Source organism: Pseudarthrobacter sp. TRD_SC_9 (assembly GCF_055361265.1).
Window position 1 is genome coordinate 3,256,686 of record NZ_CM143956.1, and the last position, 25,176, is coordinate 3,281,861.

Sequence of the window (25,176 nt, forward strand, 5' to 3'; positions counted from 1 at the left end):
TCATTGGATGGACACTCCTGCCGGGCCCGTCCGTCGCGTACCGTCGGCCGCTTCAAGGCCCGGGGCCCACCCGCCCACGAGTAGGCTGGATGACATGGCTTTTGAAGAATCCCCCGCTGAACGCCGCGAAGTTTCCGTCCGTCGCGCTCCCCGCTACGTACCTTTCATGATCCTGGGCGGCGTAGTGGGCTTTGTTGTGGCAGGAATTATTGCCTTCGCGCTTCCGGGCGATCCCGCCTACGACGCCAACGCTGTGTTCGGATTCTTCCTGATCGTCTGCGCCATTGGTGGCGTGCTTTTGGGCGCCATCCTTGCACTCATCCTTGACCGGCTGAGCGTCAGGCGTTCCCGCACTGCAGTAGTTGAGGCTGTTCCTGATTCCGACGCTGGCTCTCCAACGGATACCGGGCACGGCGACGCCGCCCCCCGCCCTGAGGGTTCCTAAAGTCACAGGCGGAATCGTCGGGAATGACCCATCGCATATCGTGAGATAATCAACCAGTGGCACGCGGCGATGGAAAACTTTCCCATGATCTTCTCCCTGGCGAAAAAGGCCCGCAGGACGCTTGTGGCGTCTTCGGAGTCTGGGCACCAGGTGAGGAAGTAGCAAAACTTACCTACTACGGGCTGTATGCGTTGCAGCACCGCGGTCAGGAGTCCGCTGGTATAGCCACCAGCGACGGCCAGCGGATCAACGTCTACAAGGACATGGGCCTCGTTTCCCAGGTCTTCGACGAGACCACGCTGAACACCCTGACAGGGCACCTGGCCGTCGGCCACTGCCGCTACTCCACCACCGGAGCCAGCCACTGGGCCAATGCCCAGCCCACCCTCGGAGCCACCAGCACCGGCACCGTGGCCCTGGCCCACAACGGCAATCTCACCAACACGGCCGAACTCAACGCAATGATCATGGAGCGCAACGGCGGCCAGCTCAGCGGCGAGATGAAGCAGGGCAATACCTCCGACACCGCTCTCGTCACAGCCCTGCTGGAAGGCGAGGAGGGCAAGACCCTCGAACAGACGGCCCTGGAGCTGCTGCCTAAGATCAAAGGCGGCTTCTGCTTCGTCTTCATGGATGAAGGCACGCTCTACGCAGCCCGTGATACTTATGGCATCCGCCCGCTGGTGCTGGGCCGGCTGGAGCGCGGCTGGGTGGTGGCTTCGGAGCAGTCCGCCCTGGCCACCGTCGGCGCCAGTTTCATCCGGGAAATCGAACCTGGCGAATTTATCGCCATCGACGAAGACGGCGTGCGTTCCAAGCGCTTCGCCGAACCCACTCCGGCCGGCTGCGTCTTCGAGTACGTCTACCTGGCCCGGCCGGATGCCGCTATTGCCGGCCGATCCGTCTATGAGTCGCGGGTAGAGATGGGCCGCCAGCTGGCCCGTGAAAACACCCAGGAAGCCGACATCGTCATCCCCGTGCCGGAATCCGGTACGCCGGCAGCCGTGGGCTATGCCGAGCAGTCAGGCATCCCCTTCGCGCACGGTTTCGTCAAGAACTCCTACGTGGGACGTACCTTCATCCAACCTTCCCAGACGCTCCGCCAACTGGGTATCCGGCTTAAGCTCAACGCCCTGGAATCCGTGATCCGCGGCAAGCGCGTGGTAGTGGTGGATGACTCGATCGTCCGCGGCAACACCCAGCGAGCCATTGTCCGGATGCTCCGCGAAGCAGGTGCTGCAGCAGTCCACATCAAGATTTCCTCCCCGCCGGTGCAGTGGCCCTGCTTCTACGGCATCGACTTCGCTTCCCGCGCTGAACTCATCGCCAACGGCGCCACCATCGAGGAAATTTCCCAGGCTATCGGCGCTGATTCGCTGGCCTACATTTCCGAAGAAGGCATGATTGGCGCAACCCAGCAGCCGCGCGAGCGCCTTTGCACCGCCTGCTTCACCGGCCAGTACCCCATCGAGCTTCCGGATGCGGACAAACTGGGCAAAAACCTGCTGGAGCGCAAGGATCTCGGAGGCCTCGCGCCGTCGCCCTCGGCACTTCCCGGCAGCACGGCTGCATTGGCCGTTGGCCCTACCGAAGATCCCTCCGAGAAGCCCGGCGCCACGGGGTGCGATCCCGGGCCGGACGCCGAGTTCGAGAACCTGTTGACCGAGGCCGACCATGTGCCCGCCATCCACCACGATGCCGTCACTACCGGCGCCGACCAGAAGGACTCCCTATGACTTCCGCCACTCCCGCCGCAGGTGCCGCTGCCGGCATCACCTACGCCTCCGCCGGTGTCGACGTCGAAGCGGGCGACCGCGCAGTTGAACTGATGAAGGGCGCGGTCAAGGCCACCCACAACTCCTCCGTGATCGGCGGCGTCGGCGGCTTCGCAGGCCTGTACGACGTCTCAAGGCTGCTGACGTACACCAAGCCGCTGCTGGCCACCTCCACCGACGGCGTCGGCACCAAGGTCGCGATCGCGCAGGCCATGGACATCCACGACACCATCGGGTTCGACCTGGTCGGCATGGTGGTGGACGACATCGTGGTGGTGGGCGCCGAGCCGCTGTACATGACGGACTACATCGCCTGCGGCAAAGTGGTGCCGGAGCGCATCGCCGACATCGTCCGCGGCATCGCCGCGGCCTGTTCCGTTGCAGGCACCGCCCTGGTGGGTGGCGAAACGGCGGAACACCCCGGGCTCCTGGGTGAACACGAGTATGACGTCGCCGGCGCAGCAACCGGCGTAGTCGAAGCGGACCAGCTTCTGGGCCCGGACCGCGTCAATGCAGGGGATGTCGTGATTGGCATGGCCTCCTCCGGCCTGCACTCCAACGGTTACTCGCTGGTGCGCCGGGTTATCAACCACGCGGGCTGGGCTCTGGACCGCCAGGTTTCCGAGTTGGGCCGCACGCTCGGCGAGGAACTGCTGGAACCCACCCGCGTCTACGCAGCAGACTGCCTGGACCTGGCCCGCACCTTTCCTGTCGCCGGTTCGTTCACCGGTGCTGGCGGCGTCAACGGATTCAGCCACGTCACCGGCGGCGGCCTGGCCGCCAACCTGGCCCGCGTCCTGCCGCAGGGACTGGTGGCCACCGTCGACCGTGCCACGTGGGAGTTGCCCGCCATTTTCAAACTGGTTTCCGAGCTCGGGAACGTGCCGCTGGCGGACCTGGAACGCACCCTCAACCTGGGCGTGGGCATGGTGGCCATCGTGTCCCCGCAGGTTGCAGACGCCGCGTTGGCCCGCCTCAACGAGCGCGGCCTCCCGGCCTGGATCATGGGTACCGTCGACGCCGATTCGGACCTGATCATCAAATCCGGTCCGGACTACGTCCAGGGCGCCAAGGGCGTCGATGGCGGAGCCGTCCGGATGGTCAACAGCTACGCCTGAGGCGCAGGTTTACAGCGGCGGCCCGTGCAGAGCGTTCCCAAACGCAATGCACGGGCCGCCGTCGCAATCTGAGTGCATCACCGGCGACGGATTTCGACGTGGAAAAACCCACTGTCCACACCGGGTTTCCGGTGGGACAGCGGGTTCATGAGTGACGCCGACTAGCTAATTCTACGTGAATCCACTTCGTCGTCGTCCTCAACATCGTCCGCATACTTGTCCACATAAGCCGAGTAGTCCGGTTCAACCGGATCATTCGCGAAATGGCTCGGAGCACGACCCTCGGAACTCTTAAGCTCACGCTGAAGAGCGGAATAGTCAGTGTTCGGGGAATAGTACTTAATATCCCGAGCCTGCTTGGTAGCTTTTGCCTTTTGACGGCCGCGCCCCATGGCGTGACCCCCTTTTGTACTCGGACCGGAGGTGGTCACCATTGGCGTTAGTGAGGCCCCGGAATGTTTGGTCAATTTGTCGTACACCTAGATTACATGGTTTCAGCACTAACTGCTCGCCAGGCGGGTTGGGTAGAGTCACATGAGCAACACCCGTTCCGCCGCTTGGCGGAGACGCCGCTAGACCGGACACCAGCAGGGAGGCTTACGTGACCGAGCCAGAGCCCGGCAATGGGCAGCAGCGGCCCATTCCACCCCGCCCCGAAACGCCGCCCGGTATGGCACGTACGGCGGCCCCCGACGTCGTAAATGATCCTGCTCACGCACCTGCAGGCTCCCGCGCCAGCTCCAAAGTCTGGTTCCTGGTAATCTTGGCTGCGGTCGCGCTGATGCTGGTGGGACTGGTGGTGTGGCTCCTGGTCACTGCCAACCTTAACGTCCTGGAATCTGAAGCAGAGGATGTCCCCACTGCGGGTTCAATAGTCACCACGACGGCGCCGCCTCCTACCGCACTGCCCCTCCCCCGGGAAGCGGCACCGGCTGATTTCCGCTTGGGTGACTGTTTCTCTGAATTTAAACCTGAGGCGCAGAAGGCCAATATCGTGGCCTGCGACAGCCCGCACTCGGCCCAATTTGTGGCCAACTACACATATGAAGAAGGCGAGGTCTATCCCGGCGCCGATGCCCTCAAAGCCAAGGCGCTGGAGGCTTGCCAGGCAGTGACGTTGTCTCCCGCAGCAACCCAGTTCGTCCTCAACTTTGAGCGGGTGTACCCCAGCAGTACCAGCTGGGAAGTGGGTGACCGTCGGGTGGACTGCTTTGTGGTGGCGCCGGAGGGAAACATCATCAACACCAGCGTGCTCCCCTAGGAGCCCTTGCCGCGGATTGAGCGTGCGGGGAGGAGCGCTATGTGGACAGGATAAGGTCGAGCAGACTTGGCAGGCTTGTAACGCCGTCTTCTGTCATGAAATGTCCCGCTTTCGGATGAACCTGCAACCTTGCATCCAAGCGCCTGGCGAGGTCATCGGACGCTGCCGGCGGCACGAAAGGATCCGTGTTTGAGCGGATTACTGTTCGATCATTAATGCTGGTGGCTACCCGTTCGACGTCAACGCCAGTTGCGAGGAAATCATTGAGTTCCGGCAATGCTTCCAGTGGCCCAGTGAAGCCGGCGACCAACACAAGACCGCCCAGTTCCCATGGCTCCGGCAACCCTGCGAGTACTCGTAGGACAGTAACCACGCCGAGAGAATGCGCCACAATCACGGTTGCCGCATCGGGCACTCCAAGTGCCGCGCTGACCGCGTCTTCCCACGCTGTTTCCTTGGGATCGTCAGGTTTAGGGAGGGGAACGATGGCGACGGCTATGCCTTTAGCTTCGAGGGCCTTCTGAAGCCAAGGGAACCAGTTCGCATCCGGCGAAGCCTCGTACCCGTGGACAATGACAACCCGCTGGGCGGTCCATTGCGGGACGTTACTGGCTGCTACGTTCATACCCAAAGACTCTAACGGGTTCGCTGATACGTCAGTAGGCGGTGCGAGTCTCGTCAGCGATAGGTTCACTCACGAAACGGCCCAATCGGCCCGTATTCTCTGCACCAAGCAGTGCGGCAAACGCAATCGCAATCTCACTCCGCAACTGCTCTAGGGCTGGGGCTTGTTGAAGTTGGGGAACTTCGAACACGGGGCAGATCCAGACTCGGAAGTCCCAGAGGCCGTCCAGTTGAGGCACACCCAAACCTGACAAACTTCGAGACTAGTCTTGACTTCCTTCTAAGACGAGCCTAGAACTCAACCTGACGGGTGAAGGGTTGGAGGCAATCAGTGGCCGGACAGCGGATCGGGTACGTGCGGGTAAGCACGCTGGACCAGAACGAGAAACGACAGCTCGAAGGCCAGGTTCTGGATCGGGTCTTCATCGACAAGGCCTCCGGCAGGGATACAGCAAGGCCAGAACTGACCGAGCTGCTGCGGTTCGCGCGCGACGGGGACACCGTCGTGATTCACAGCATGGACCGGCTCGCACGCAACCTCGATGACCTGCGTGCCCTCGTCCAAGGCCTCACGTGCAAAGGGGTGCGGGTGGAGTTCGTCAAAGAGAGCTTGGTCTTTACTGGCGAGGACTCCCCCATGGCGAACCTCATGCTCTCCGTTATGGGCGCGTTTGCCGAATTCGAGCGTTCCCTCATAAGGGAACGCCAGAAGGAAGGGATCGCCCTTGCCAAGCAGCGCGGCGCCTACAAGGGGCGAAAAAAGACCCTGACTCCGGAGCGGGCGGCCGAGCTGGTCCAGCGGGCCGGCAGCGGTATTTCGAAAGTCGTCCTTGCCCGCGATTACGGGATCAGTAGGGAGACGGTCTACCAGTACCTGCGCCAGGCTATGTTAGTGGGACCCTCCCCCCCTGCCGACTCAATCCTCTTGCCACAGCTTACGGAACGTCCACTATCGGCGTTGGAACAGGACGAATAGATGTAGGTGAGGTGATGGGTTTCATCCTTGTTTTGCAAGCCGGGTTCGTTGGCCCGACGACTAGCTTCCCGCAGCTTTAGGGACTACCATGAGGCAAAACGAACAAAACGATAATTTCGTAGAAAACGGATGAGCGAAACCATGGCTACGAGTACAGCGATCAAGGAAACCTTCCTCGCACCAGAGGCGCCTCAAACTGGGAAGATCTACAACTTCATGGAGGCCCATGCTGAGAAGAACGGCTCTCAACCTTCTCCTCAGTTTTTTCTTTCCGGTGCTGATGCCGGCGACCAGGTTGAGATCCCCCACGAAATCTATGAAGTGCTCGTTAAAACCGTGGAAGCAATGCGTAAGGGCCTAGCCATTACCATCACACCCAGTTCCATGACGTTGACCACTCAGCAGGCGGCAGAGCTGTTGGGCGTTACGCGCCCAACACTCGTTCGCCTGCTCGATGCAGGAAAGATTCCTTTCGAAAAGCCTGGTACTCACCGCCGCATAAAGCTTGAAGACATCCTTGCTTTCAAGGAAGTCCGAAAGGCGGAGCAATACGAAGCGTTGGATTCCTTGGGAACGCTCGACGATGAAAACCCCGAAGTAGCGATCAACAGGATGAAGAAGGCTCGTGCTGTAGCGGCGGAGCGCCGCCGACAGCACAAGGAATGACACGATAGGAACCATGTTCACCGCCCTCCTTGACAGCTGCGTCCTTTGGCCGAGTACGCAACGGGATTTTCTGTTATCTCTGGCATTCGAGGGGGCTTACCGCTTCATCTTTAGCGACGCCATCCTCATGGAGGTCGAGGCAAACGAAGAGATTAAGCGCGTCGAGCGAGGGGACAGCGTGGAAGAAGCACGGGAAAAGGCCTTGCACCTGGCCGAACGCATGCGTTCCAGCTTCGGAGAGGCGATCGTCACGAATTGGGAAGGGCTCGAGGGGAGCTACGGTTTGCCTGATCCTGATGACGAGCATGTGTTGGCTGCAGCAGTTGTGGGCGGCGCTGGCAGTATCGTAACTGAGAATTACCGCGACTTCCCTGAAGAAAAAATCCCTGCTGGCATCCAAGTAGTGAGTGCCAAGGACTTTGCCTTTGACACCGTGTCCATGAGGCCGGATCTGGGTCTCCGTGCCGTCCTGGCCATGTCTACCCGGTCAGGGCGCAAGGGTACAGCGTCCTCCCCAGAGGACATTCTGGATACCTTAGACAAGCTGTACGGCCTGGATGCGGCCACGGCACTAATTCGGGATCTGTTCTAGCGAACTAGCGGAATTGGCCGCAGCCATTCTCCGTACATTCACCGCGATCCGACATCCGGTCACGACCCGCAGCCTAAGCAGCTCCGCCCAGCGACATGACCCCCGGGTGCCAGAGAAAGCCCGGGGGCCGGCACCGCCCGTGGGCCAGGACATCCGCCCTCCTGTTTTGAAACTTTCTCCGACTCGGCTGCCGGAAACGCTACTTGACGGAATATCCGTTATCGGCGTTTGAGACTGACCGGGGGAGTGTCTGCAGAAGGGGCTGTTTCCTGCCATCGTTTGGTGGCGTTTTCCCCCGGACTTCGAAGGTCAGAACTGCTTGTACAGCGCCCGGTTCACAGCGAGGATGTCCAGGAAGGTGGGGTCAAAAGGCGCATCAGAGCCGGTCAAGTCGGCCGCCCATGCTGCGTGTTCGGCGTGGTCAGGATGCGACTGGTCGGCCAAGGCCTCCATGATTTCCTCGTAACCGGGAAAACCTCCGGAGTCTTCCAGCGGGCCCAGCTGGGCGCCGTCGGTCAATCGGGCCGCCGGACTGTCTTCGTCCGCGTGCCGGCGGGAAACCAGCTCGAGCCGGTGAAGCCAGCTGTCACCGAAGTCGTATTCGTAGTACGCTCCGCCCGATGCCAGCGCGATCAGCTGATCCAGGGAGCAATCCTCCTCAGGCCTGTCGCCCGGTTTCTTCACACTGCTGCCCGGCAAGCCATCACGCGCCTCTCGGGCGACTTCGAGGGAACGTTCCAGGTCCCGCTGCCGGGCCGCCCCTAGATGGCCATCTGCCTTATCGCTCAGCCCGAGCAGCCATAGCCGCCATGATGGATGTGCTGCAGCCCACGCCGTCGTCCTGATTCAGCGGGGGCGGTCACCTGGTGTCCTTCGGTATTGAAGTCCACTTCTTCCACGGGCGTCATCTTTACAGTCGACGGCGGCTGAGCACTCTGACAGGGATGTGCCGCCAGCTTGCTCCAAGTATCAGCTTCATGGATACCTTCTATTCCAATCCCGCTCTTCACCAAATAGACGACGACCCTCACAGTAGTCACAGGACCTGCAACCAGTACCGCAGCCAGTAACCAGAAGGACTTCAACGTGGAAACTCCGCTCTCCCATCTTGCCCACCTCGAGATCACCACCCCGGACGTCGAAGCGTCGGCTCGGTTCTACGAGGAAAAGTTCGGCATGCGCATCGTCGACCGCGTGGATGGCAACGTCTACCTGCGCTGCTGGGGTGACTACTACCGCTACAGCCTGGTCATCACAGAAGGGCCGGAAGCGTCCCTGGGCCGGATGTCCTGGCGCACCAACTCCCAGGCGGCCCTCGAGGTCGCAGCCGAGCGCGTTGAAGCGACCGGCGTCCAGGGCACCTGGACCGCGGGCGGACATGGCTTCGGCAAGGCTTACGAGTTCACCGGCCCCTACGGCCACCCCATGCGCCTCTTTTATGAGGTGGAAAAGTTCGTTGCCGAACCCGGTTTCGAGTCCACCTACCCGGACCGGCCGGAGCGCCGCAGCAGCCACGCCGCCGCACCGCGCTTCCTGGACCACGTCACGGTGGCGGCTTCCGATGTCCGCGGCTTCGCCCAGTGGTACAACGAGGCCCTGGGCTTCCGCGTCATGGCCTTCACCGACCTGGATGAAGCACCCATCACCGTGTTCTCCGTACTGACCACCAACGAAAAGTCCCATGACCTCGGCGTGGTCCTGGACACCTCCAAGCGGGCCGGCCGCGTCAACCACATCGCCTTCTGGGTGGACGCCACCGAGGATCTGCTCCGCACCGCGGACGTGTTGATGGAAAACGGCACCCCGATGGAATACGGCCCCTCCATCCACGGCATCGGCGAGCAGAACTTCCTCTACTTCCGCGAGCCCTCCGGACTGCGCGTGGAGCTGAACTCCGGTGGCTACCGCAACTACGTCCCGGACTGGGAAGCCAATACCTGGAAGCCCTCTGAAGGATCGAACAACTTCTACAAGAACGGCGCCATGCCGCACTCCATGACCGAATCCTTCCCGCCGGCCGAGGGCTTCACCGCCACCGAAGAAGGCGCTTCCGCCGAAATGAAAGAAGCCCTCCTGAACCCTTACGCCAAGCAGGGACGGGGCTAACACACCATGAGTGACGCAACTTATTCCCTCATCCGCTTCCAGGAAGCCGGCGACAGTAAAACCCGCGCTGGCCTGCTCGTCGGCGGCCGGGTCCTGCCGGTGGACGGGGACATCAACTCCCTCATCGAGCACTGGGACACCACCGAAACCCAGTTGGACAGCCTCGCCGCCTCCGCTGGCGGGGACACCGGCCTGGCGCTGGCCGACGTCGAGGTCCTCGCCCCTGTGGAACCGGCCCAGGTCCTGCAAACCGGCGCGAACTACCGCAAACACGTCATCGACCTCGCCGCAGCCCACCGCGAACCCGGCCAGGACGAGGAGGAAGTGCGCGCCAAGACGGCAACCATGATGGACAAGCGGGCAGGCCAGGGCACGCCGTACTTCTTCATCGGGCTCCCGACGGCGATCGCCTCCGCCACGGACGACCTCACCCTGCCTGCCTACTCCACATCCCACGACTGGGAGCTGGAACTGGCGGCAGTGATCGGCAGGACAGCGTTCCGGGTCAGCCCGGAGGAAGCCCTGGACTACGTCTTCGGCTACACCATGGTCAATGACATCACCACCCGCGAATACGTCTTCCGCAAGGACATGCCAGCCATCGGATCGGACTGGTACCGGGCCAAGAACGCCCCCGGCTTCCTGCCCACCGGACCGATGCTGGTGCCCGCCAAGTTCTTTGGCGATCCGCAGGACGTCCAGGTGACCCTGAAGCTCAATGGCAAGGCCATGCAGGACGAGTCCACCTCGGACATGATCTTCGGCGTGGCCAAGCTCGTCAGCGAAGCTTCCCAGATCATGCCGCTGCGCCCGGGTGACCTGGTTCTCACCGGAAGCCCCGCAGGCAACGGTGCTCACTGGGGCCGGCTCCTGCAGGACGGAGACGTTATGGAAGGTACCATCACTGGACTGGGAACACAGCTGATCCATTGCAAGGACGAGGTCCAGCCGTGACGGCCGATGCAGTGGAAGAAGAGCAGCTGATCCAACGGGGGGATCCGCTGGCAAGCATCACGGCGGCCGCCTATAAGTACAACAACTGGGGCCGCTGGGGCGACGATGACGTGCTCGGAACCCTGAACTTCATCAACGCCGCAAAGCGCGTCGAAGCCGCCGCCCTGGTGAAGACCGGCGAAGCATTCTCGCTGTCCCAGCCCTTTGATACCAACGGGCCGCAGAAAGGCTGGCGCCGACGCACCAACCCCGTCCACACCATGACGGACACAGGCGTTGACGCGGAGCGCGGGAATCAGGGTTTCCCACACGGAATCGGTGGGGCCGACGACGTCATCGCCATGCCTTTGCAGTGCTCCACACAGTGGGACGGACTGGGTCACATCTTCGACCGTGGCAAGGCTTGGAACGGCAGGGCTGCCGGTGACGTTGTTACTTCCGAGGGTGACCTGGTGACAGGCATTGAGACAGCAGCTGCCAAAATCGTCACCCGCGGGGTGTTGCTGGATGTTGGCCGGGCGATGGGTCCGGAACTTGGACGGAACGACGGCGAGCTGCCGGACGGGTTCGCCATTACCCCTGAGCACCTTGAGCGCACCATCGAACTGCAGGGTCCCAGTGCGAAGGTGGGGCGCGGGGACATCGTGGTGATCCGCACCGGGCAGTACACCAGGACCCGCCGCGAAGGCTGGGGTGACTACGCCGGCGGCGCGGCACCCGGCTTGTCCTTCCGCACCGCTCCTTGGCTGCACAGCGTCGAGATTGCGGGCATTGCCACCGACACGTGGGGTTTCGAAGTGCGCCCCAACGAGTTCGACGGCGCATTCCAGCCCCTCCACCAGATCGCGATCCCCAACCTGGGGCTGTTCCTGGGTGAGATGTGGGACCCGGACGGCCTGGCGGAAGCATGCGCAACGGATGGCAGGTACGATTTCCTGCTCACCGCCGCTCCGCTTCCCATCACCGGCGCCGTCGGATCGCCCGTCAACCCGATCGCCGTCCGGTAGCCATCCGCACCGTAATCAGCAGTAACGCCGTCAATACAAAGGAGTCAGCGATGGCAGCAGTACAAAACGTCGGAATCGTCGGGGCCGGGGCCGCGGGACTGACCGCCGCCATCCTGCTGGCAGATGCCGGAATCCAGGTTGAAATCCTGGAGAAGGCGGACGCACCGCAGTCCCTTGGATCCGGAATCACACTGCAGGGAAACGCCCTGCGGGTCCTCCGCCAGCTTGGCGTCTGGCAGCAGATGGAGGCGAAGGGCTACCCGTTCAGCACCCTCGGCCTGCGTGCCCCGAATCCCGAGGGCAGCGTCATTGCCGTCCTCGAGGACATCCGGACCGGTGGCGACGACCTGCCCGCCACCTTGGGCATGTACCGGCCCGACCTCACCGCCATCCTCCGTGAACGGGCCGAGCAGGCGGGCGCCCGGATCAGCTACGGCAAGACAGTCATCGGCATAACGGACGACGGCGGGTCCGTCACCGTGAGCACCGCCGACGGCGCCACAGCAAGCTTCGACCTGCTAATCGGTGCCGATGGCCTGCACTCAGCGGTCCGCAAGGCCATCGGCATCGACGTCGACCCCGAGCCTACGGGCATGGGAATCTGGCGTGCCTTCGTGGAGCGGCCCGAGGACGTTGTGCGCACGGACCTCACGTACGGGGGACCCTGCTTCATCGCCGGGTACTGCCCCACCGGACCGGACACCATCTACGCCTACCTCGTGGAAAAGGCCCAGGAGCGCAAGCACGAAGACGGCCCGCGCATCATGGCCGAACTCGCTGCCGCCTACGGGGGTCCATGGAACGAGATCCGCGCGAATCTGGACCACAGCGCCCGCATCAACTACACATGGTTCACCACCCACCTCGTCGAGGGGCCCTGGAACCGCGGCCGCACTGTAGTCATCGGCGACGCCGCCCACAGCTGCCCGCCCACGGTTGCCCAGGGCGCGGCCATGGCGTTGGAAGATGCGGCCGTGCTGGCCGAGCTGCTGATCAAGGCCGACGATGTCACTGAGGCCCTGTGGAATGAGTTCACGGACCGCCGCCTGGACCGGGCACGCACCGTGGTAAATGCCTCCGTCCAGTTGGGCCAGTGGATGCTTGACGGCGTTCGCGACGCCGATGTTCCGGGCCTGGTGGAATCACTGTCCACAATGCTGAAGGAACCCGCATGAGCAAGCACCCAATTGTCGACGTGCACGCGCACATCCTGCTTCCTGCCCTGCAGCAACTGGTATCGGAAGCCGATCCCGAAGGCTTTCGGGCGCAACAGGTCCTGGAGGCCCGGCGTTATGGTGCTGAGTCACTGGCCGCGTCAGGCCGGATGGTCAAGGAGCGTTGGCCGCAGCTGACTGACCTGGACCTCCGGCTCGCGGACATGGACGCCCAGGGCGTGGACGTGCAGCTGGTTTCTCCGTCGCCATCGCACTTTTACTACTTCGCAGGCGAAGAACTCGCACTGAAAGTGGCGAAAGCCGCCAACGAGGCGGTGCGCGACTTTGTTGACCGGGCCCCGGAACGCCTCAACGGCCTGGGCCTGGTTCCGCTTCAGCACCCCGGCCTGATGGCGGAAGCCCTTGAGCACGCTGTGATGGAGTGCGGTCTCCTCGGCGTTGAAATCGGTTCATTCGCCGCCACTCCCGGCGATCCGGAGCGCACAACGGTCGAGCTTTCCGACTCCCGGCTTGAACCGTTCTGGAGCCGGGCCGCGGAGCTGGGCGCCCTGGTGTTCCTGCACCCCTTCGGCTGCTCACTGGATGAACGGCTGGACCGCTTCTACCTCGCCAACACCGTCTCCCAGCCCGCGGAAAACGCCGTGGCCCTGTCCCACCTGATCTTCAGCGGTGTCCTGGACAGGCACCCGGAACTCAAGGTACTGGCGGCCCACGGCGGCGGCTACCTTCCCACCACCCTGGGACGCTCGGACCGCGCCTGGAAGGTCCGACCGGAGGCACACGGCTGCGCGGAGCCGCCGTCGTCATATCTGAAGAAGCTGTACTTCGATTCGCTGGTCCACAGCCCCGCGGAGCTGCAGGCCCTCGTTGCCGCGGCAGGCCCGACGCAGGTGCTGCTTGGCTCGGACTACCCATTCGACATGGGCTCCGACCTCCCCGTGGACGAGGTTGTCGAGGCACGGCTTCCCGCCGAGGAGGAAGCCAGGGTGCTGGCCGGCAACGCTGCCGCCCTTGGCATCACTCCCGCTTCAGTCCACGCCCAATCCACCGTTTAAGGAACAGTTTTATGGTCAAGATCGCACGCTGGAACCACAATGGCCGAACGCACTCCGGAGTTGTGGACGGGGAGACCTGCTACGCCCTTCCCGCCGGCCAGGACGTCCAAACACTGCTGGACGCCGGCCTCGAAGAGACGCTGAACATCGCCCGGCAGGTTGTGAGTTCAGGCGCTGCCGTCCCGCTGGCAGACGCCCAGCTCCTTGCACCGCTGGCGCCTGCCACCATTCGGGACTTCGTGGCCTTCGAGGAACACGTCGAAGGGATGCGGATGAGCATCGACGGCGTGGCCGGCGTCATGGACGAATGGTACGAGGCGCCCACCTTCTACTTCACCAACCCCCACACAGTGACTGGCACCGGCGAGGTGATTGGCATTCCTGCCGGGTGCCAGGACCTGGACTTTGAAACCGAAGTAGCCGCCGTCGTCGGGCCCGTCCCCGGCAGCGACGGACGCAACCTGACCGCGGAGGAGGCCCACCAGCATATCTTCGGCTACACCATCCTCAACGACTGGTCAGCCCGCGACCTTCAGCGACGCGAAATGAAGGTCAGCCTCGGCCCCTGCAAAGGCAAGGACTTCGCCAACACCCTGGGGCCGTGGATCGTCACCGCCGACGAATTCCAGGACCTCCACGACGGCGAAGGCTTCCTGCCCATCTCCATGGCCGTGGAAGTCAACGGGAAACGGATCGGCCAGGACCTGCTCTCCAACATGGGCTGGCCGTTCGCCGAACTCGTCGCCTACGCCTCCCAGGACTCCGTAGTGCGGCCCGGCGACGTCCTGGGCTCCGGCACCTCCGGCAGCGGCTGCCTCGCAGAACTATGGGGCCGGAACGGCTCCAAAACTCCCCCGCCGCTGAAAACCGGCGACGTCGTCCGCATGACAGTAGAAGGAATCGGGACCATCGAGAACACTGTCGGCGAACGGCGCGAGGCGGTGACGCGTGTGCCCGCCCGCCACCGTCCCCGCAACCGGGTTGCCGCTGCGGCTACTTCCCAGATCTAGCGGGCTCTCTCACCTCGATGGCCGGACTGCGGTGGTGTTACTGAGGCGGACCAGGGCGAAGGTGCTGTCGAGGCGCAGCTGCTGGTGACGGCCGGGGCTAGGGTCACCCGCCACCGACTCACTGCCGACCTGCCGGGTCCACGGGCGGTCCTTTTCTTCAACTTCGGCGGGTGCCGCTGTTGCGGGCAGCTTAGTGTTGCCGACTCCTTGGGTTGCGGCGGTCTTGCTGAAAGGATCCAGTCCCAGGGTTGGCGGATGGAGTAGATCGTCAGCAACGTCGGCAGGACCCAGCGCAGTCGACTGCTGGACGCACTCGGTAGGTGACCTGAAGCGGGTTCATAGAATGAGTGTCACCGACTCCGTTCTGGGCATATAGGTCATCTACCCCTCATGGGCGGTGGCTCTGCAATTGCAAATGTCGGCTCGATGGCACGCCTGACAAGCCAGAACTACATATCAGCTGTGGCATACACCGTCAGCAAATTGGGCCCGGGCGCGACACCGTCGTTATCCATGTCGCAGCACACCACCACAGCCCCTGCTTTGCGGTGCAGCCCTGCCTTAGCGACGGGCCGTTCCGGATGACAGAGGGCACCAAACGCGGCGGGATCTTCGGTTCGGGAGGGTGCCCGTACATGAACTCCACCAGGTGCCCCTTTGGTGCTTTCGGAGGACGCCATCACACTAATGTCCGCGCTGTGCCCTTGCCGCCTGAAGCAGCGGGACCGGCGCGGCCAGGTCCGTCCTCTCAATGAGCGGCGGCAGCGACAGAACCCGGCCACCGTGGCCGCCGTACGGCGCTGCACATCACGGGACTCGAACAGGCGTCCCCCCGAGTGCTAACTCCTTCTAAAATGCCGACGGCGTGAGCGGCCGTAAACAGGTCCTCCAGGGTGAGCGGGAGCGGGGCTGCTGGAGCAGACCGCAGCCGTCCGCTGCAGCGTCGAAACTGTCCCTGCACACCGGCCTGCGGCACCCTGCAGGCGGTAGTCTGTGAGTCCTGCGAGCAGGTCTTTGAATAGTCGGCAATTTGCGCCGGGATTCGGACGTGCCGGTGGAATGAATATGTCCGGCCGTTCCGCACCAGGAGGTCGTCATCAAGATGGCGCGGGAGCGGGGCATCGCCGCATGCAGCCAGCTTTGAAGATATTCGGCAGTTCGACCAGGACCTGCAGCTGGCGCAGCAGGTCCTGGCCCGGGTTCGTCTTACCTTCGGGTATCCGCGTATGGACCGCAATCCCTTCAGTGGCTGGCGGGCACGGTCCGGGGTCCTCGGATCAGGACGGCCAGCAGTGCAACGGCACATGCAATTGCCAGTGCGCCCAGCGCCAGGTTGAGGCTGCCTAGCACCGCGGCAGCCACTCCCAGGACGATGGGGGTCAGAAACTGGCCGATGAAAAACGTCCCGGTCCAGATCCCGGTGCCCCGGCCGCGCTGGTTGAATCCGAGGCCGTTGACGGCCCAAGTCAGCAGGGTCGGCAGCAGCACTCCTGTTCCAGCGCTGGCCATAACCGCTCCCGCGATCGCTAGCGGTACGTTGCCGGCGACAGAGACCAGGAAGAGTCCGAGCCCGGCCAGCCCGAAAGCGAGGGCAAGCAGGTTCCGGGTGCCCAGCTTCGCCAAAAAGCGGAAGGAGATGGCACCCGCCGCTGTTGCAAGGGAAGCGATGGCGGCGGCGAGCCCAATGAGAGCCGCGTCGGTGACGCCCAGGCCGGTGATGACGTACGGCAAATGAACGATCAGTGCGTAGAATACGATGCCGCCGAACAGCGTCACTGCTGCGGGAGCACCGATCTGCCGCCATGGGACCGGCGTCTTGTTTGCCGTTGCGCGTTGGTTCTTCGCCGGCTCCCAGAGCCTGAAGACCATGGGGATTACGAGGACAGCACTGACCGCGTAGAGCCAGAACGGCGTCCGCCAGCTGATGCTGCCCAAAGCACCGCCGAGGGCGAAGAAGGCAGTGGCCGCGAGTGCAGTGACCATGGTCTGAAGCCCGAAGTACTTGTTCCGCTGTTCGCCCGCGTAGTAGTCCGTGATGAGCGTGGTGCAGCACGTCATGATGGCGGCTTCCGCGATTCCGACGCCCACGCGAGACAGTGCGATTGACTCCAGAGTCTCAAGCCACAGCGGCGCCGTTCCGAAGGCGGCGTACGCCAGCATGGCGAAAACGAGCAACTGCTTCCGCCCCACACGGTCAGCGATGTAGCCGGCAAGGGGCGAAAATAGCGCCACGAACAGGGCAGGCAACGTCAGGGTGAGTGGCACCAGGACGGCCACGCCGGGGGTGTCTGCAAACGCTCGGCTGAGGGTCGGCAGGATAGGGGCCAGCAAAACGGCCCCCAGCACCGGCATGCAACTGCCCGCGATAAGGAGGGTCGCCTGGACCCGCCCGGCCGTTCGCGTCGCCGTGGGACCGGGCGCCCCGGCCATGATGTCACTACCTGTGATCTGAACATTCTCCATTGAATTTCTCTCTAATCTCTTGATAGTCACAAGGAACGACCATTGCGTAGGCGCCGAAAGGTGACTCTGCTCACTCTGGCAAGACTTGAAGCATGGGGGAATTATGCAATTCGAATAGCTGGTATTCAGAGAACAAATAGTAGGTCTTTGCGGAGGGTACGCTCTTAGCGGGGTGAGCGCCTCCAATTTAGAACCGATTAGAGACCACAGCCACGCAGCTGATCCAACGACCCTTCAACGTGGGTTCCCTGGTGTTCCCGCACCCGTTCGACGGAACTATGAATGAGCAGCTGGACCGTTATCACCTCGGCAAACCGTCTCCGAAACGGCCGAAAACGCGGTTGCCCTGTCGCACCTCATTTTCATTGCCCGAATGATGCTCCCGTGGCGTTCGTTGTCCTCCCAGACCGTGCGAACTGGCCGCACAGCATCCAGGCCACCAAGCCCGAGTCCCTCGGCGACCATCCATGAGCCAAGAGGCGCTGCCGCGCGAAAATGGTTGCGTTGCGTTGCGTTGCCTGGCCGGGGCATAACTATGCATGAACCAGCCAGTAGATCAGCTTTATCATCACAGCGGGCCACAGGACCGGCCTGGAGTCGAGACCAAATCCTCTCATTCCAACTACCCGCTGGAGCGCCTGCATTCCTGGCATGCTACAAGCCGGGAGCATCAAGTTGTTCCGGTTTCGCAATCTCGTGGTTCGCCATTACATCTCCATAGAAGGGGTCAACTCTTCGTCGACCTGATTGGGTGTACCGCGGTTGTAGCGGGGCAGCGTCATGAGCACAATTGATCCGAGGACCAGGAAAGTGGCGGCTACTGCCAAGGGGAGGCTGTAGGATCCCGCGGAGTCGAAAATGAAGCCTGCCGCAACTGGGCCGAGGGCGCTGCCAATCATGAAGGCGCTGTAAACGTAGCTGTACAGCGTTCCGAATGTCCTGCGGGGGAAGTAACGCGAACTCAGGTAGGACATAAGGTCTATCTCCGCCCCGAATCCAACGCCTACAAGAACGGCGGTTAGGGGAGCGTATGCAGCCCCCCCCACCAGCAGTAAGACACACCCGAGGGCTGCAGCCAGAAACAGGGGCACGGCTACGTTTGTCGCGTAGAACCTATCCAAGAGCCGACCTACGATCGGCCGACTGATAACGGTTCCCACTCCGACCAGAGAGGAAAGCAGAGCAGCTTGAACGGGTGGGACACCTGAATCAATGAGCATTGGCACGAAGTGCGGGACCATCGTCAGCAATGCCCACCCTAGTAGAAGGAACGCTGCTACCAAGGTCCAAAACTCCCTACTCCGAAGCGTCGCGGTCCCTTCCGAGTCCGGCACGTCACGCTGGATCTTTTGGTTTACCCCCAGCGTCGGTTTCAGAAACTTTGCGAAGATGAGGAAAACCAACGGAACCAGGGCAAGCAGGCTCATAGTGAGATATGCGGTCCGCCAGCCACCGGCGTGGATAATTGCGCCCATCACTGGAGGTAAGACAAGCCCGGCTACTCCCAAACCGGTGGCCATGATACCCAGCGCTAGGCCCCGCTGTTGATCGAAGCGTTCGATGATCGCCTTGGCATAAGTAACCGCTGAAGTGCCGGCACCTATGATCCCGGTCAACCCATAGAGAACGAGAAAGACCATCAGGGTCGCTTCAAAGCGGCTCAGGACAAACAGGACGGCGGCAAAGAGTGGCAGCGAAATTGTCGCCACCTTTTTGACTCCGAAGCGATCCAACAGTCTGCCGAGGACCGGGAGTGCCAAAGCCATACCAAGGGAACTCCAGAGGGTCGTGAGCATGATGTCGCCTCTGCCCCATCCAAACTCTTGCTGAAGGGGCACGACAAGTGGGCCCAAGATATAACCGAGAGCACTGAAACCAACGCCTGCGCCGACCGTGGCAAACAGCAGAACTGTCCAGCCAGACTTAAGTTCACTTCGTTTCGTTGTCTTGGACTCAACGCCTCCATTCTCGATCACTTTCACCTCAATTCTTTCAGGGTGGACAGCTTCGGGGCTGCATCACCAGGTTGCAGCAACGTACTTGGTCTCGAGGTACTCCATGAGGCCGGCGTGCGCACCTTCGATGCCAAGTCCGCTCTGCTTCCAGCCTCCAAAGGGGGCAGCGACGTCGGACACGACGCCACGGTTGATGCTGACCGTGCCGGAGTCGATTCGGTCTGCAAGGGCGAGTCCCTTCGCCAGATCTGTGGTTTGGATGAAGGACACCAGGCCGAATGGTGTGGAGTTGAGGGCAGGAGCTTGGCGTTGGTCGTGGTCTTCGTGGCCGAGACAGTCATGAAGCGGTCCTTCATCGTTGAGCGGGCCGGACAGGGAGGCCACTAGCTATGTAGATAGATACTTAGTGGCGTGGACCGCGTGCTATCTACGTCGATAGTGATTCGCAAAGGTGTTCCTGAAGCTAAGCTGGAAAGGTTTCGGTTGGCTGGTGGGATGAGCAATTGCTTCCTGGGATCTGAAAAGTTGTGGTCCGTGATCGGTCCGCTGTTTTCCGTATGGAAGGGCAACGGGGCGTCCGGGCGCGGACCGCCGCCTGAGCCTCGAGGGGACGGCATAAAATTCCGGACCCGAGCTCCTTGGCGGGTGGGGTTAGATTTCGTCGGCTGAACTCGAAGGTAAGTTCTCAAACAGGGCCAGCGCGGCTGCGGTGTTCGAGGCTGGCACATGGTAGGTGTCGTGAATTCGTCGGATTGCCGGGCCCATGGCTCCGCGCATGACCAGCCACATGATGAGTTCGATGCCTTCGGAGCCGGCCTCGCGGATATAATCCTCACGGGACAGGGACGCCAGGGCTGCCGGATCGGTCTCGATTTTTTTCAGGAACATCCGGTCAAAGTCCTCGTTGATTAACCCGGCCCTCGCCCCGGCCAATTGGTGGGACATTCCTCCCGTTCCGAAGACCGCGACTTTGATGTCTTTGGGATATGACCGGATCGCTCTTCCCAGCGCCTCGCCCAGGGCCAGGCAGCGCGCCGCTGTTGGTTGGGGATATTGAATAACGTTGACCAGGATCGGCACTACCGCACACGGCCATGCATCCCCTGGTTCCGGGCAGTAGACCGACAATGGGACGGTGAGGCCATGGTCAACTTCCAGCTCCTGGCAGACCGTCATATCAAAACCCTCGTCCATCAGGTCCGCCAGAAGATGCTGCGACAGGTTGGCATCCCCCACCACCGCGGGAACGTTGCGTCTGCCCCAGCCTTCGTCGGCAACCCTGTATGAGTCTGCCGTCCCGATGGCGAATGTGGGGGTCATAGCCAGATCGATGGCGTTGGCATGGTCGTTGTAGACAATGATCGCCACATCCGGCGTATGCTCCGCCATCCATTCCCGGGCGGGCGCATATCCATCGAATAGTGGCTTCCAATACGGGTCCTCGACTTTGTGGTTATCCATGGCGGCACCGATTGACGGTACGTGTGAGGTCGCCAGCCCCCAGATCAATTCAGCCAAAACGACGTCCTCCTGCGTTTAGAGATTCAACAAATTCTTCGGTGGTCATCCCTGTAAAGATTCCCCCTAGGTCCTGCATGGACTTCTTATCCAGCACAGCAAGCTTGAAGATGTAAAAGATGGATCCGCCCAGGTCCAGCATGCGCGTCCAGTCTCGCTGCAGCACGGCCTCGCGTTGCCCGGCAGTCAGTCCGTAAGCATTGCAGTAAGCTTCCTCGTCCGCACTGAAACGCTCGCGGTTGGCTGCATCCTTCAAGGAACCGCATAGGCGGTTTAACGCGTACCCCAGGTTGCTCTGGGCAACGTCGAAGACGTACGTTCCGTTCACCTCTGGTGTAGACGGTGGCATCATTACTCCTCTTTTCGGCGGTGCGGTTAGTTCTTGATGTAGCCGTTGGGGTTCAGGACGTATTTGGTGGCGGCGCCGGCGTCGAACTCCGATAGTCGTGCCGATGACCAAGACCTTTGGTCCCTTAGGCAACGGCTCTGATGGTTTCGCTGTCCGCCTTCAGCATCGACAGTGACAACTTTCAGTCCTGGCCCAAGGGGTCAGCTAACCAAGGCCCTGCCGCTAAGTACTGCTGATATCGTTCCGCTGGGCCGTTTCCTGCCGGTGCTTGGCAACTGCCCGGGCAATGATATCGATCTCCTGATCCCGGGGGACGACGGCTACGCCGTCGCTGTCGCCAACGATCAGGTCACCGGGACTGACAACAACGCCTCCAATTGCTACGGGCCTTTGGTGGTATCCAGGGCCGTTGCGGTAGGGTCCTGCAGGTGTTACCGCCCGGGCAAAGACGGGAAATTGCATCTTTTCCAAGTCCTGCACGTCCCGGGCTGCGCCATCTATGACAAAGCCAAGGACACCTTGTGCGGCTGCCCTGCCGGCTATCAGCTCGCCGATGAGAGCCCGGTTCGTCACTCCCTGCCCGTTGACCATCAGAACATCGCCGGGCCCAGCGCTTTCCAACGCATCGTGTATCGCTCTGTTATCCCCGCCAGCTGTCATGACCGTGAAGGCACGGCCTACGATACGGGCTCCGATCCAAAGGGGGCCTATTGCCGCGTCGACGACGTTCAGTCGGTCCATCGCGTCGCCGATGTTGGCGACCGGGAGCGTTCTGGCCAAGTCCAAAAGTTCAAGGCCGGTGGTGTGAGCCGGCATGGTGCACTCCTTACAGATAAATGGGCTGGGACCTTACTAGAGCGAGCTGACCACATTGGGCAGCAGCCGCTGGAACGCTTCGGCCTGCTGGATGCTCTTGTTTCCTGTGGCCTTCCGAGCGTGGTTGCCGCGGTGCTCGGCGCGCTGTGCGTAGTACTCCTGCAGGTACTGCTGGGCTTTCATCTCTTTCATCGCGAGCGTCTTGAGCTCAAAGACATCGGTGATGTCCACAAACACGGTCGGGGAGAAGCCGCAGAGCTCGGGCTGATGCGGCTCGAAAGCCAGGAATTCCGAAGGTGGGGCAGTGCGGAAACCACTGTCGACACCGGCGCCGGCAGTGAGCAGCCGCGCTCTCGCCACTACGGCATGGGCTACAGGGTGGTCCGGATTGTACGGGTCCTGTGCAGGATGGGTGAGCGTGACATGGGGCTGAAAGTCTCGCATCAGTTCGGCCAGTCGATCGACATCGCCGACTCCCGGATCTAGCGGGTAGTCCCCTAGGTCGAAGGCCTGGAATTCGGCTCCGAGTATCGACGCTGCACGTGAGGCTTCTTCATGGCGGATGCGCTTGACGTTACCCTCGGTTTGTCCGGGCTCCTTCCACAGCTCCCCTGACTCGCCACGTTCGCCATATGAGAGCGCCACTATCAGCGCTTCTCCGCCGCCCTTGGTGTGGACGGCGATCGCACCGGCGGACCGCCAAACAAAGTCAGCGCTATGGGCACCGACAACGAGCATTCTCCTCTTCGACATCGAAGACCTTTCCAGCGTCGACAAAAATGTATGAGTAAATCCTGACACCCTTCATTCAAATGTCAACCGATTTGAATACAAAATACCAAACAAAATTAAGTACAAAAATGTTGACAATCAAGGCGAAGGGGTGACATGCTCGTGCGAGGTTCATCGGCACTGCCATCGAATGACACGACTTCGTCCTCTACGGTGCCGCACCGGCTTTGATATTCGGTCCGCAAATCAAGACAATATTGTGAACAATTTCGTTGACGATAAGGATCAGGTTCGGTAGTTTGGACAGCAGAGCTGAGAAACGTCTAGGTAAGGAGCCAGCTATGTCCGGGAGCGTAAACATTGGAGGAGGCGAAGGGCGCGAAGCGCCCCTCTTCGTCCTGATCCACGGGGCATGGCACGGAGCCTGGTGCTGGCGACCAGTCCAGCAAATGCTGGAAGCAGCAGGCGCGAGGGTGGTGACTCCGACTCTTACCGGATTGGGGGACCGGACACACCTACTGACACCGGACACCGGCCTGCAAACTCATATTACGGACGTACTTGCAACTATCGAGACGGAAGACCTTCGGAATGTCGTCCTTGTGGGCCACAGCTATGCAGGACTCGTCGCAACTGAAGTGGCAGCACAGATTCCTGAAAAAATTAACCGGCTGGTGATCCTTGACGGCTTCCTGCCTGAAGCCGGTGAAGTGGGCATCAACCTGTTACCCGAGCGGGCGGCAGGCCACTACCTGGAGTCGGCACGTAAGAATAACGGACTGACCATTGATCCGCGGCCCTTGGAAAACCTAGGAGTCACGGACAGGCAGGTCATTGAGGAGTTGTCTCCCCGGCTAACACCGCACCCGGCCAGGACCTACCTGGACCCGGTCAGGCAAGGACTGTCGGACCTGCCGATCGCAGGCGAATATCTGCTGTGCTCAGGATGGGCTACACCGTTCGACCGTTTCGCCCGGCGGGCAGCCGCTGCCGGTTGGCGGGTTACCGAGTTGGATGCGGACCATGAAGTCATGGTGACTAATCCACACCTGCTAGCCCACCAGTTGCTGCAAACCGTGCCCCATGCCGTGCAACTCGCTGTTTAGAAGGAGACCCATGGAATTTCTCGTCAGGCAGGAAAACAACATGCCGAACATGCCTGCGGAGGAGTCAGCCCGCATCAAGTCAGCGGAGCGGGCCTACGCCCAACAACTCCGTGATCAGGGTATTCTGCGGCGGCTATGGCGGGTCCCCGGAACCCGCACAGCCATCGGGTGGTATGAGGCGGAAGACGCAACTGAGCTGCACGACGTTTTGTCCGGCCTCCCCACTTTCCAGTGGCAAAACCTCACGGTCGAGGCGATGGCAACTCATCCACAGGAAAAAGGGTCGGCCGCATCACAAGCCTCGGCGATCTCGACAGCCTAACAACCCCGACCGGCTGGTGCCGTCCAGAGCAAGAAAGAATCAGATATGACGCAAGTTGAAGCACGCGGATCGATGATGGCCAGGATTCTTCCGCATCCGCTGAACTCCTGGTACGCCGCGGCCTGGGACTACGAGGTAAACCGCAAGCCGATGTCCCGCCGCATCGCAGACCGCCCGCTGGCCCTGTACCGCACGGAGGACGGCAAAGCTGTGGCGCTGGCTGATGCCTGCTGGCACCGGCTGGCCCCGCTGTCGATGGGCAAAACCGTCGGCAGGGACGGCATCCAGTGCCCTTACCACGGCATCGTCTACAACTCGGCCGGGCGTTGCGCTTCCATGCCGGCCCAGGAAACCATCAACCCCAGCGCCACCGTTCCGTCCTTCCCTGTTATCGAGCGCTACCGGTTCGTCTGGGTTTGGCTGGGCGATCCAACCCAGGCGGATCCTGACTTGATTCCTGATATGTTCCAGATGGACTCGCCAGAGTGGGCCGGTGACGGTGAGACCATCCACGCAGCATGCAACTATCAGCTGGTGCTCGATAACCTGATGGACCTCACACACGAGGAATTCGTGCATTCCTCGAGCATTGGGCAGGACGAGCTCAGTGAATCCGACTTCGACGTAACACACGAGGGCGACACCGTTACTGTCTCCCGCTGGATGCTCAACATCAACCCGCCGGCAGTCTGGGCCAACTACCTGCAAGACCGCTTTCCCGGCTACACCGGTCCCGTGGACCGCTGGCAGATCATTGAATGGCAGTATCCCTCAACAATCCGTATCGACGTCGGCGTTGCTAAGGCCGGAACGGGCGCTCCCGAGGGGGACCGCAGCCAAGGGGTCAACGGCTTCGTCATGAACACCATCTCCCCGGAAACCGACCGGTCCTGCCACTACTTCTGGGCCTTCATGCGCAACTACCGTCTGTCCGATGCCGCAATAACCAAGAAGACCACGAAAGGCGTTTCCGGCATCTTCGCCCAGGACGAGGACATGCTAGAAGCTCAGCAGGAGGCAATCGACGCCAATCCGGATTATGAGTTTTACAACCTGAACATCGACGCTGGCGGAATGTGGGTTCGCAGGCTGATCGAACGGCACCTGGAAACCGAAGGCCGATTGATACCCGCAAGGTAGGCACATCTGGT

Annotated in this window: 27 protein-coding genes; 16 read left to right on the forward strand and 11 right to left on the reverse strand. The window is 61.8% G+C overall.

Going from position 1 to position 25,176, the window contains the following annotated elements:
* Nucleotides 1-94: 94 nt before the first annotated feature.
* From ACWA13_RS15255 to purM, 3 genes are read left to right on the forward strand one after another with little or no spacing between them, the layout of a single operon-like run.
* A complete protein-coding gene (locus ACWA13_RS15255; RefSeq protein WP_463935018.1) occupies nt 95-445 on the forward strand; it encodes a hypothetical protein in 351 nt (116 codons plus the stop codon).
* Nucleotides 446-501: 56 nt separating this feature from the next.
* Nucleotides 502-2,181, forward strand: coding sequence for an amidophosphoribosyltransferase (gene purF / locus ACWA13_RS15260; protein WP_463935019.1), 1,680 nt, complete (start codon nt 502-504; stop codon nt 2,179-2,181).
* Entirely contained in the window at nt 2,178-3,338 is a 1,161-nt protein-coding gene (gene purM, locus ACWA13_RS15265; protein ID WP_463935020.1) for a phosphoribosylformylglycinamidine cyclo-ligase, read from the forward strand. Before purF ends, purM begins: the two co-directional genes overlap by 4 nt.
* 161 nt (nt 3,339-3,499) lie before the next feature.
* Here purM and ACWA13_RS15270 read toward each other — a convergent pair whose 3' ends face one another.
* Nucleotides 3,500-3,730, reverse strand: coding sequence for a DUF3073 domain-containing protein (locus ACWA13_RS15270; protein ID WP_463937950.1), 231 nt, complete (start codon nt 3,728-3,730; stop codon nt 3,500-3,502).
* Nucleotides 3,731-3,939: 209 nt separating this feature from the next.
* On the opposite strand from ACWA13_RS15270, the gene ACWA13_RS15275 reads away from it, so the two are divergent.
* On the forward strand, nt 3,940-4,599 hold the full coding sequence (locus tag ACWA13_RS15275) for a septum formation family protein (RefSeq protein ID WP_463935021.1): 660 nt from the start codon (nt 3,940-3,942) through the stop codon (nt 4,597-4,599).
* Nucleotides 4,600-4,636: 37 nt separating this feature from the next.
* Here the strand turns inward: ACWA13_RS15275 and ACWA13_RS15280 are convergent, their stop codons facing one another.
* Nucleotides 4,637-5,224 carry an RBBP9/YdeN family alpha/beta hydrolase gene (locus ACWA13_RS15280; RefSeq protein ID WP_463935022.1) on the reverse strand — a complete coding sequence of 196 codons (588 nt, stop codon included), beginning with the start codon at nt 5,222-5,224 and terminating at the stop codon, nt 4,637-4,639.
* Between the two features lie 330 nt (nt 5,225-5,554).
* On the opposite strand from ACWA13_RS15280, the gene ACWA13_RS15285 reads away from it, so the two are divergent.
* From ACWA13_RS15285 to ACWA13_RS15295, 3 genes are all read left to right on the forward strand, one after another.
* Nucleotides 5,555-6,199, forward strand: a complete 645-nt coding sequence (locus ACWA13_RS15285) for a recombinase family protein (RefSeq protein ID WP_463935023.1) — start codon at nt 5,555-5,557, stop codon at nt 6,197-6,199.
* 129 nt (nt 6,200-6,328) lie between these two features.
* Nucleotides 6,329-6,865, forward strand: coding sequence for a helix-turn-helix domain-containing protein (locus ACWA13_RS15290; protein WP_463935024.1), 537 nt, complete (start codon nt 6,329-6,331; stop codon nt 6,863-6,865).
* A 13-nt stretch (nt 6,866-6,878) separates the two neighbouring features.
* Entirely contained in the window at nt 6,879-7,457 is a 579-nt protein-coding gene (locus tag ACWA13_RS15295; protein WP_463935025.1) for a PIN domain-containing protein, read from the forward strand.
* A gap of 309 nt (nt 7,458-7,766) precedes the next feature.
* Here ACWA13_RS15295 and ACWA13_RS15300 read toward each other — a convergent pair whose 3' ends face one another.
* Together ACWA13_RS15300 and ACWA13_RS15305 are read right to left on the reverse strand one after the other, a co-directional pair.
* Nucleotides 7,767-8,141 carry a plasmid pRiA4b ORF-3 family protein gene (locus tag ACWA13_RS15300; RefSeq protein ID WP_463935026.1) on the reverse strand — a complete coding sequence of 125 codons (375 nt, stop codon included), beginning with the start codon at nt 8,139-8,141 and terminating at the stop codon, nt 7,767-7,769.
* Between the two features lie 101 nt (nt 8,142-8,242).
* Nucleotides 8,243-8,365, reverse strand: coding sequence for a hypothetical protein (locus ACWA13_RS15305; protein ID WP_463935027.1), 123 nt, complete (start codon nt 8,363-8,365; stop codon nt 8,243-8,245).
* Between the two features lie 178 nt (nt 8,366-8,543).
* Here ACWA13_RS15305 and ACWA13_RS15310 point away from each other — a divergent pair, with 178 nt between their 5' ends.
* The 6 genes from ACWA13_RS15310 to ACWA13_RS15335 are packed head-to-tail and all read left to right on the forward strand — an operon-like array spanning nt 8,544 to nt 14,764.
* Complete coding sequence (locus ACWA13_RS15310; protein WP_463935028.1) at nt 8,544-9,563, forward strand: VOC family protein; 1,020 nt, start codon at nt 8,544-8,546, stop codon at nt 9,561-9,563.
* A 6-nt stretch (nt 9,564-9,569) separates the two neighbouring features.
* Entirely contained in the window at nt 9,570-10,517 is a 948-nt protein-coding gene (locus ACWA13_RS15315; RefSeq protein WP_463935029.1) for a fumarylacetoacetate hydrolase family protein, read from the forward strand.
* Nucleotides 10,514-11,524, forward strand: coding sequence for a cyclase family protein (locus ACWA13_RS15320; RefSeq protein WP_463935030.1), 1,011 nt, complete (start codon nt 10,514-10,516; stop codon nt 11,522-11,524). Before ACWA13_RS15315 ends, ACWA13_RS15320 begins: the two co-directional genes overlap by 4 nt.
* Before the next feature lie 50 nt (nt 11,525-11,574).
* Nucleotides 11,575-12,699 (forward strand): FAD-dependent oxidoreductase, encoded by a 1,125-nt coding sequence (locus tag ACWA13_RS15325; RefSeq protein WP_463935031.1) that lies wholly within the window; start codon nt 11,575-11,577, stop codon nt 12,697-12,699.
* Complete coding sequence (locus ACWA13_RS15330; RefSeq protein WP_463935032.1) at nt 12,696-13,754, forward strand: amidohydrolase family protein; 1,059 nt, start codon at nt 12,696-12,698, stop codon at nt 13,752-13,754. The genes ACWA13_RS15325 and ACWA13_RS15330 overlap by 4 nt, the downstream gene beginning before the upstream one ends.
* A gap of 11 nt (nt 13,755-13,765) precedes the next feature.
* Nucleotides 13,766-14,764, forward strand: coding sequence for a fumarylacetoacetate hydrolase family protein (locus tag ACWA13_RS15335; protein ID WP_463935033.1), 999 nt, complete (start codon nt 13,766-13,768; stop codon nt 14,762-14,764).
* 1,242 nt (nt 14,765-16,006) lie between these two features.
* Here ACWA13_RS15335 and ACWA13_RS15340 read toward each other — a convergent pair.
* The 7 genes from ACWA13_RS15340 to ACWA13_RS15370 all read right to left on the reverse strand — a co-directional run bounded on the left by ACWA13_RS15340 (nt 16,007) and on the right by ACWA13_RS15370 (nt 22,603).
* Nucleotides 16,007-17,227, reverse strand: a complete 1,221-nt coding sequence (locus tag ACWA13_RS15340; RefSeq protein ID WP_463935034.1) for an MFS transporter — start codon at nt 17,225-17,227, stop codon at nt 16,007-16,009.
* A gap of 707 nt (nt 17,228-17,934) precedes the next feature.
* Nucleotides 17,935-19,203 (reverse strand): MFS transporter, encoded by a 1,269-nt coding sequence (locus ACWA13_RS15345; RefSeq protein WP_463935035.1) that lies wholly within the window; start codon nt 19,201-19,203, stop codon nt 17,935-17,937.
* A 42-nt stretch (nt 19,204-19,245) separates the two neighbouring features.
* Nucleotides 19,246-19,566: an aldehyde dehydrogenase family protein gene (locus ACWA13_RS15350; protein WP_463935036.1), complete on the reverse strand. Its 321-nt coding sequence runs from the start codon at nt 19,564-19,566 to the stop codon at nt 19,246-19,248.
* Nucleotides 19,567-19,833: 267 nt separating this feature from the next.
* Complete coding sequence (locus ACWA13_RS15355; protein WP_463935037.1) at nt 19,834-20,700, reverse strand: class III extradiol dioxygenase subunit beta; 867 nt, start codon at nt 20,698-20,700, stop codon at nt 19,834-19,836.
* Complete coding sequence (locus ACWA13_RS15360; protein WP_463935038.1) at nt 20,693-21,052, reverse strand: protocatechuate 3,4-dioxygenase; 360 nt, start codon at nt 21,050-21,052, stop codon at nt 20,693-20,695. Before ACWA13_RS15360 ends, ACWA13_RS15355 begins: the two co-directional genes overlap by 8 nt.
* Before the next feature lie 219 nt (nt 21,053-21,271).
* The gene (locus ACWA13_RS15365; RefSeq protein WP_463935039.1) at nt 21,272-21,865 is read right to left on the reverse strand and encodes an RraA family protein; all 594 of its coding nucleotides are present in this window, start codon (nt 21,863-21,865) and stop codon (nt 21,272-21,274) included.
* 36 nt (nt 21,866-21,901) lie between these two features.
* Nucleotides 21,902-22,603 (reverse strand): PIG-L deacetylase family protein, encoded by a 702-nt coding sequence (locus ACWA13_RS15370; protein WP_463935040.1) that lies wholly within the window; start codon nt 22,601-22,603, stop codon nt 21,902-21,904.
* A gap of 335 nt (nt 22,604-22,938) precedes the next feature.
* On the opposite strand from ACWA13_RS15370, the gene ACWA13_RS15375 reads away from it, so the two are divergent.
* From ACWA13_RS15375 to ACWA13_RS15385, 3 genes are read left to right on the forward strand one after another with little or no spacing between them, the layout of a single operon-like run.
* Nucleotides 22,939-23,703: an alpha/beta hydrolase gene (locus ACWA13_RS15375; protein ID WP_463935041.1), complete on the forward strand. Its 765-nt coding sequence runs from the start codon at nt 22,939-22,941 to the stop codon at nt 23,701-23,703.
* Between the two features lie 10 nt (nt 23,704-23,713).
* Nucleotides 23,714-24,025: a muconolactone Delta-isomerase gene (locus tag ACWA13_RS15380; RefSeq protein ID WP_463935042.1), complete on the forward strand. Its 312-nt coding sequence runs from the start codon at nt 23,714-23,716 to the stop codon at nt 24,023-24,025.
* Nucleotides 24,026-24,070: 45 nt separating this feature from the next.
* Nucleotides 24,071-25,165 carry an aromatic ring-hydroxylating dioxygenase subunit alpha gene (locus ACWA13_RS15385; RefSeq protein WP_463935043.1) on the forward strand — a complete coding sequence of 365 codons (1,095 nt, stop codon included), beginning with the start codon at nt 24,071-24,073 and terminating at the stop codon, nt 25,163-25,165.
* Nucleotides 25,166-25,176 lie beyond the last annotated feature (11 nt).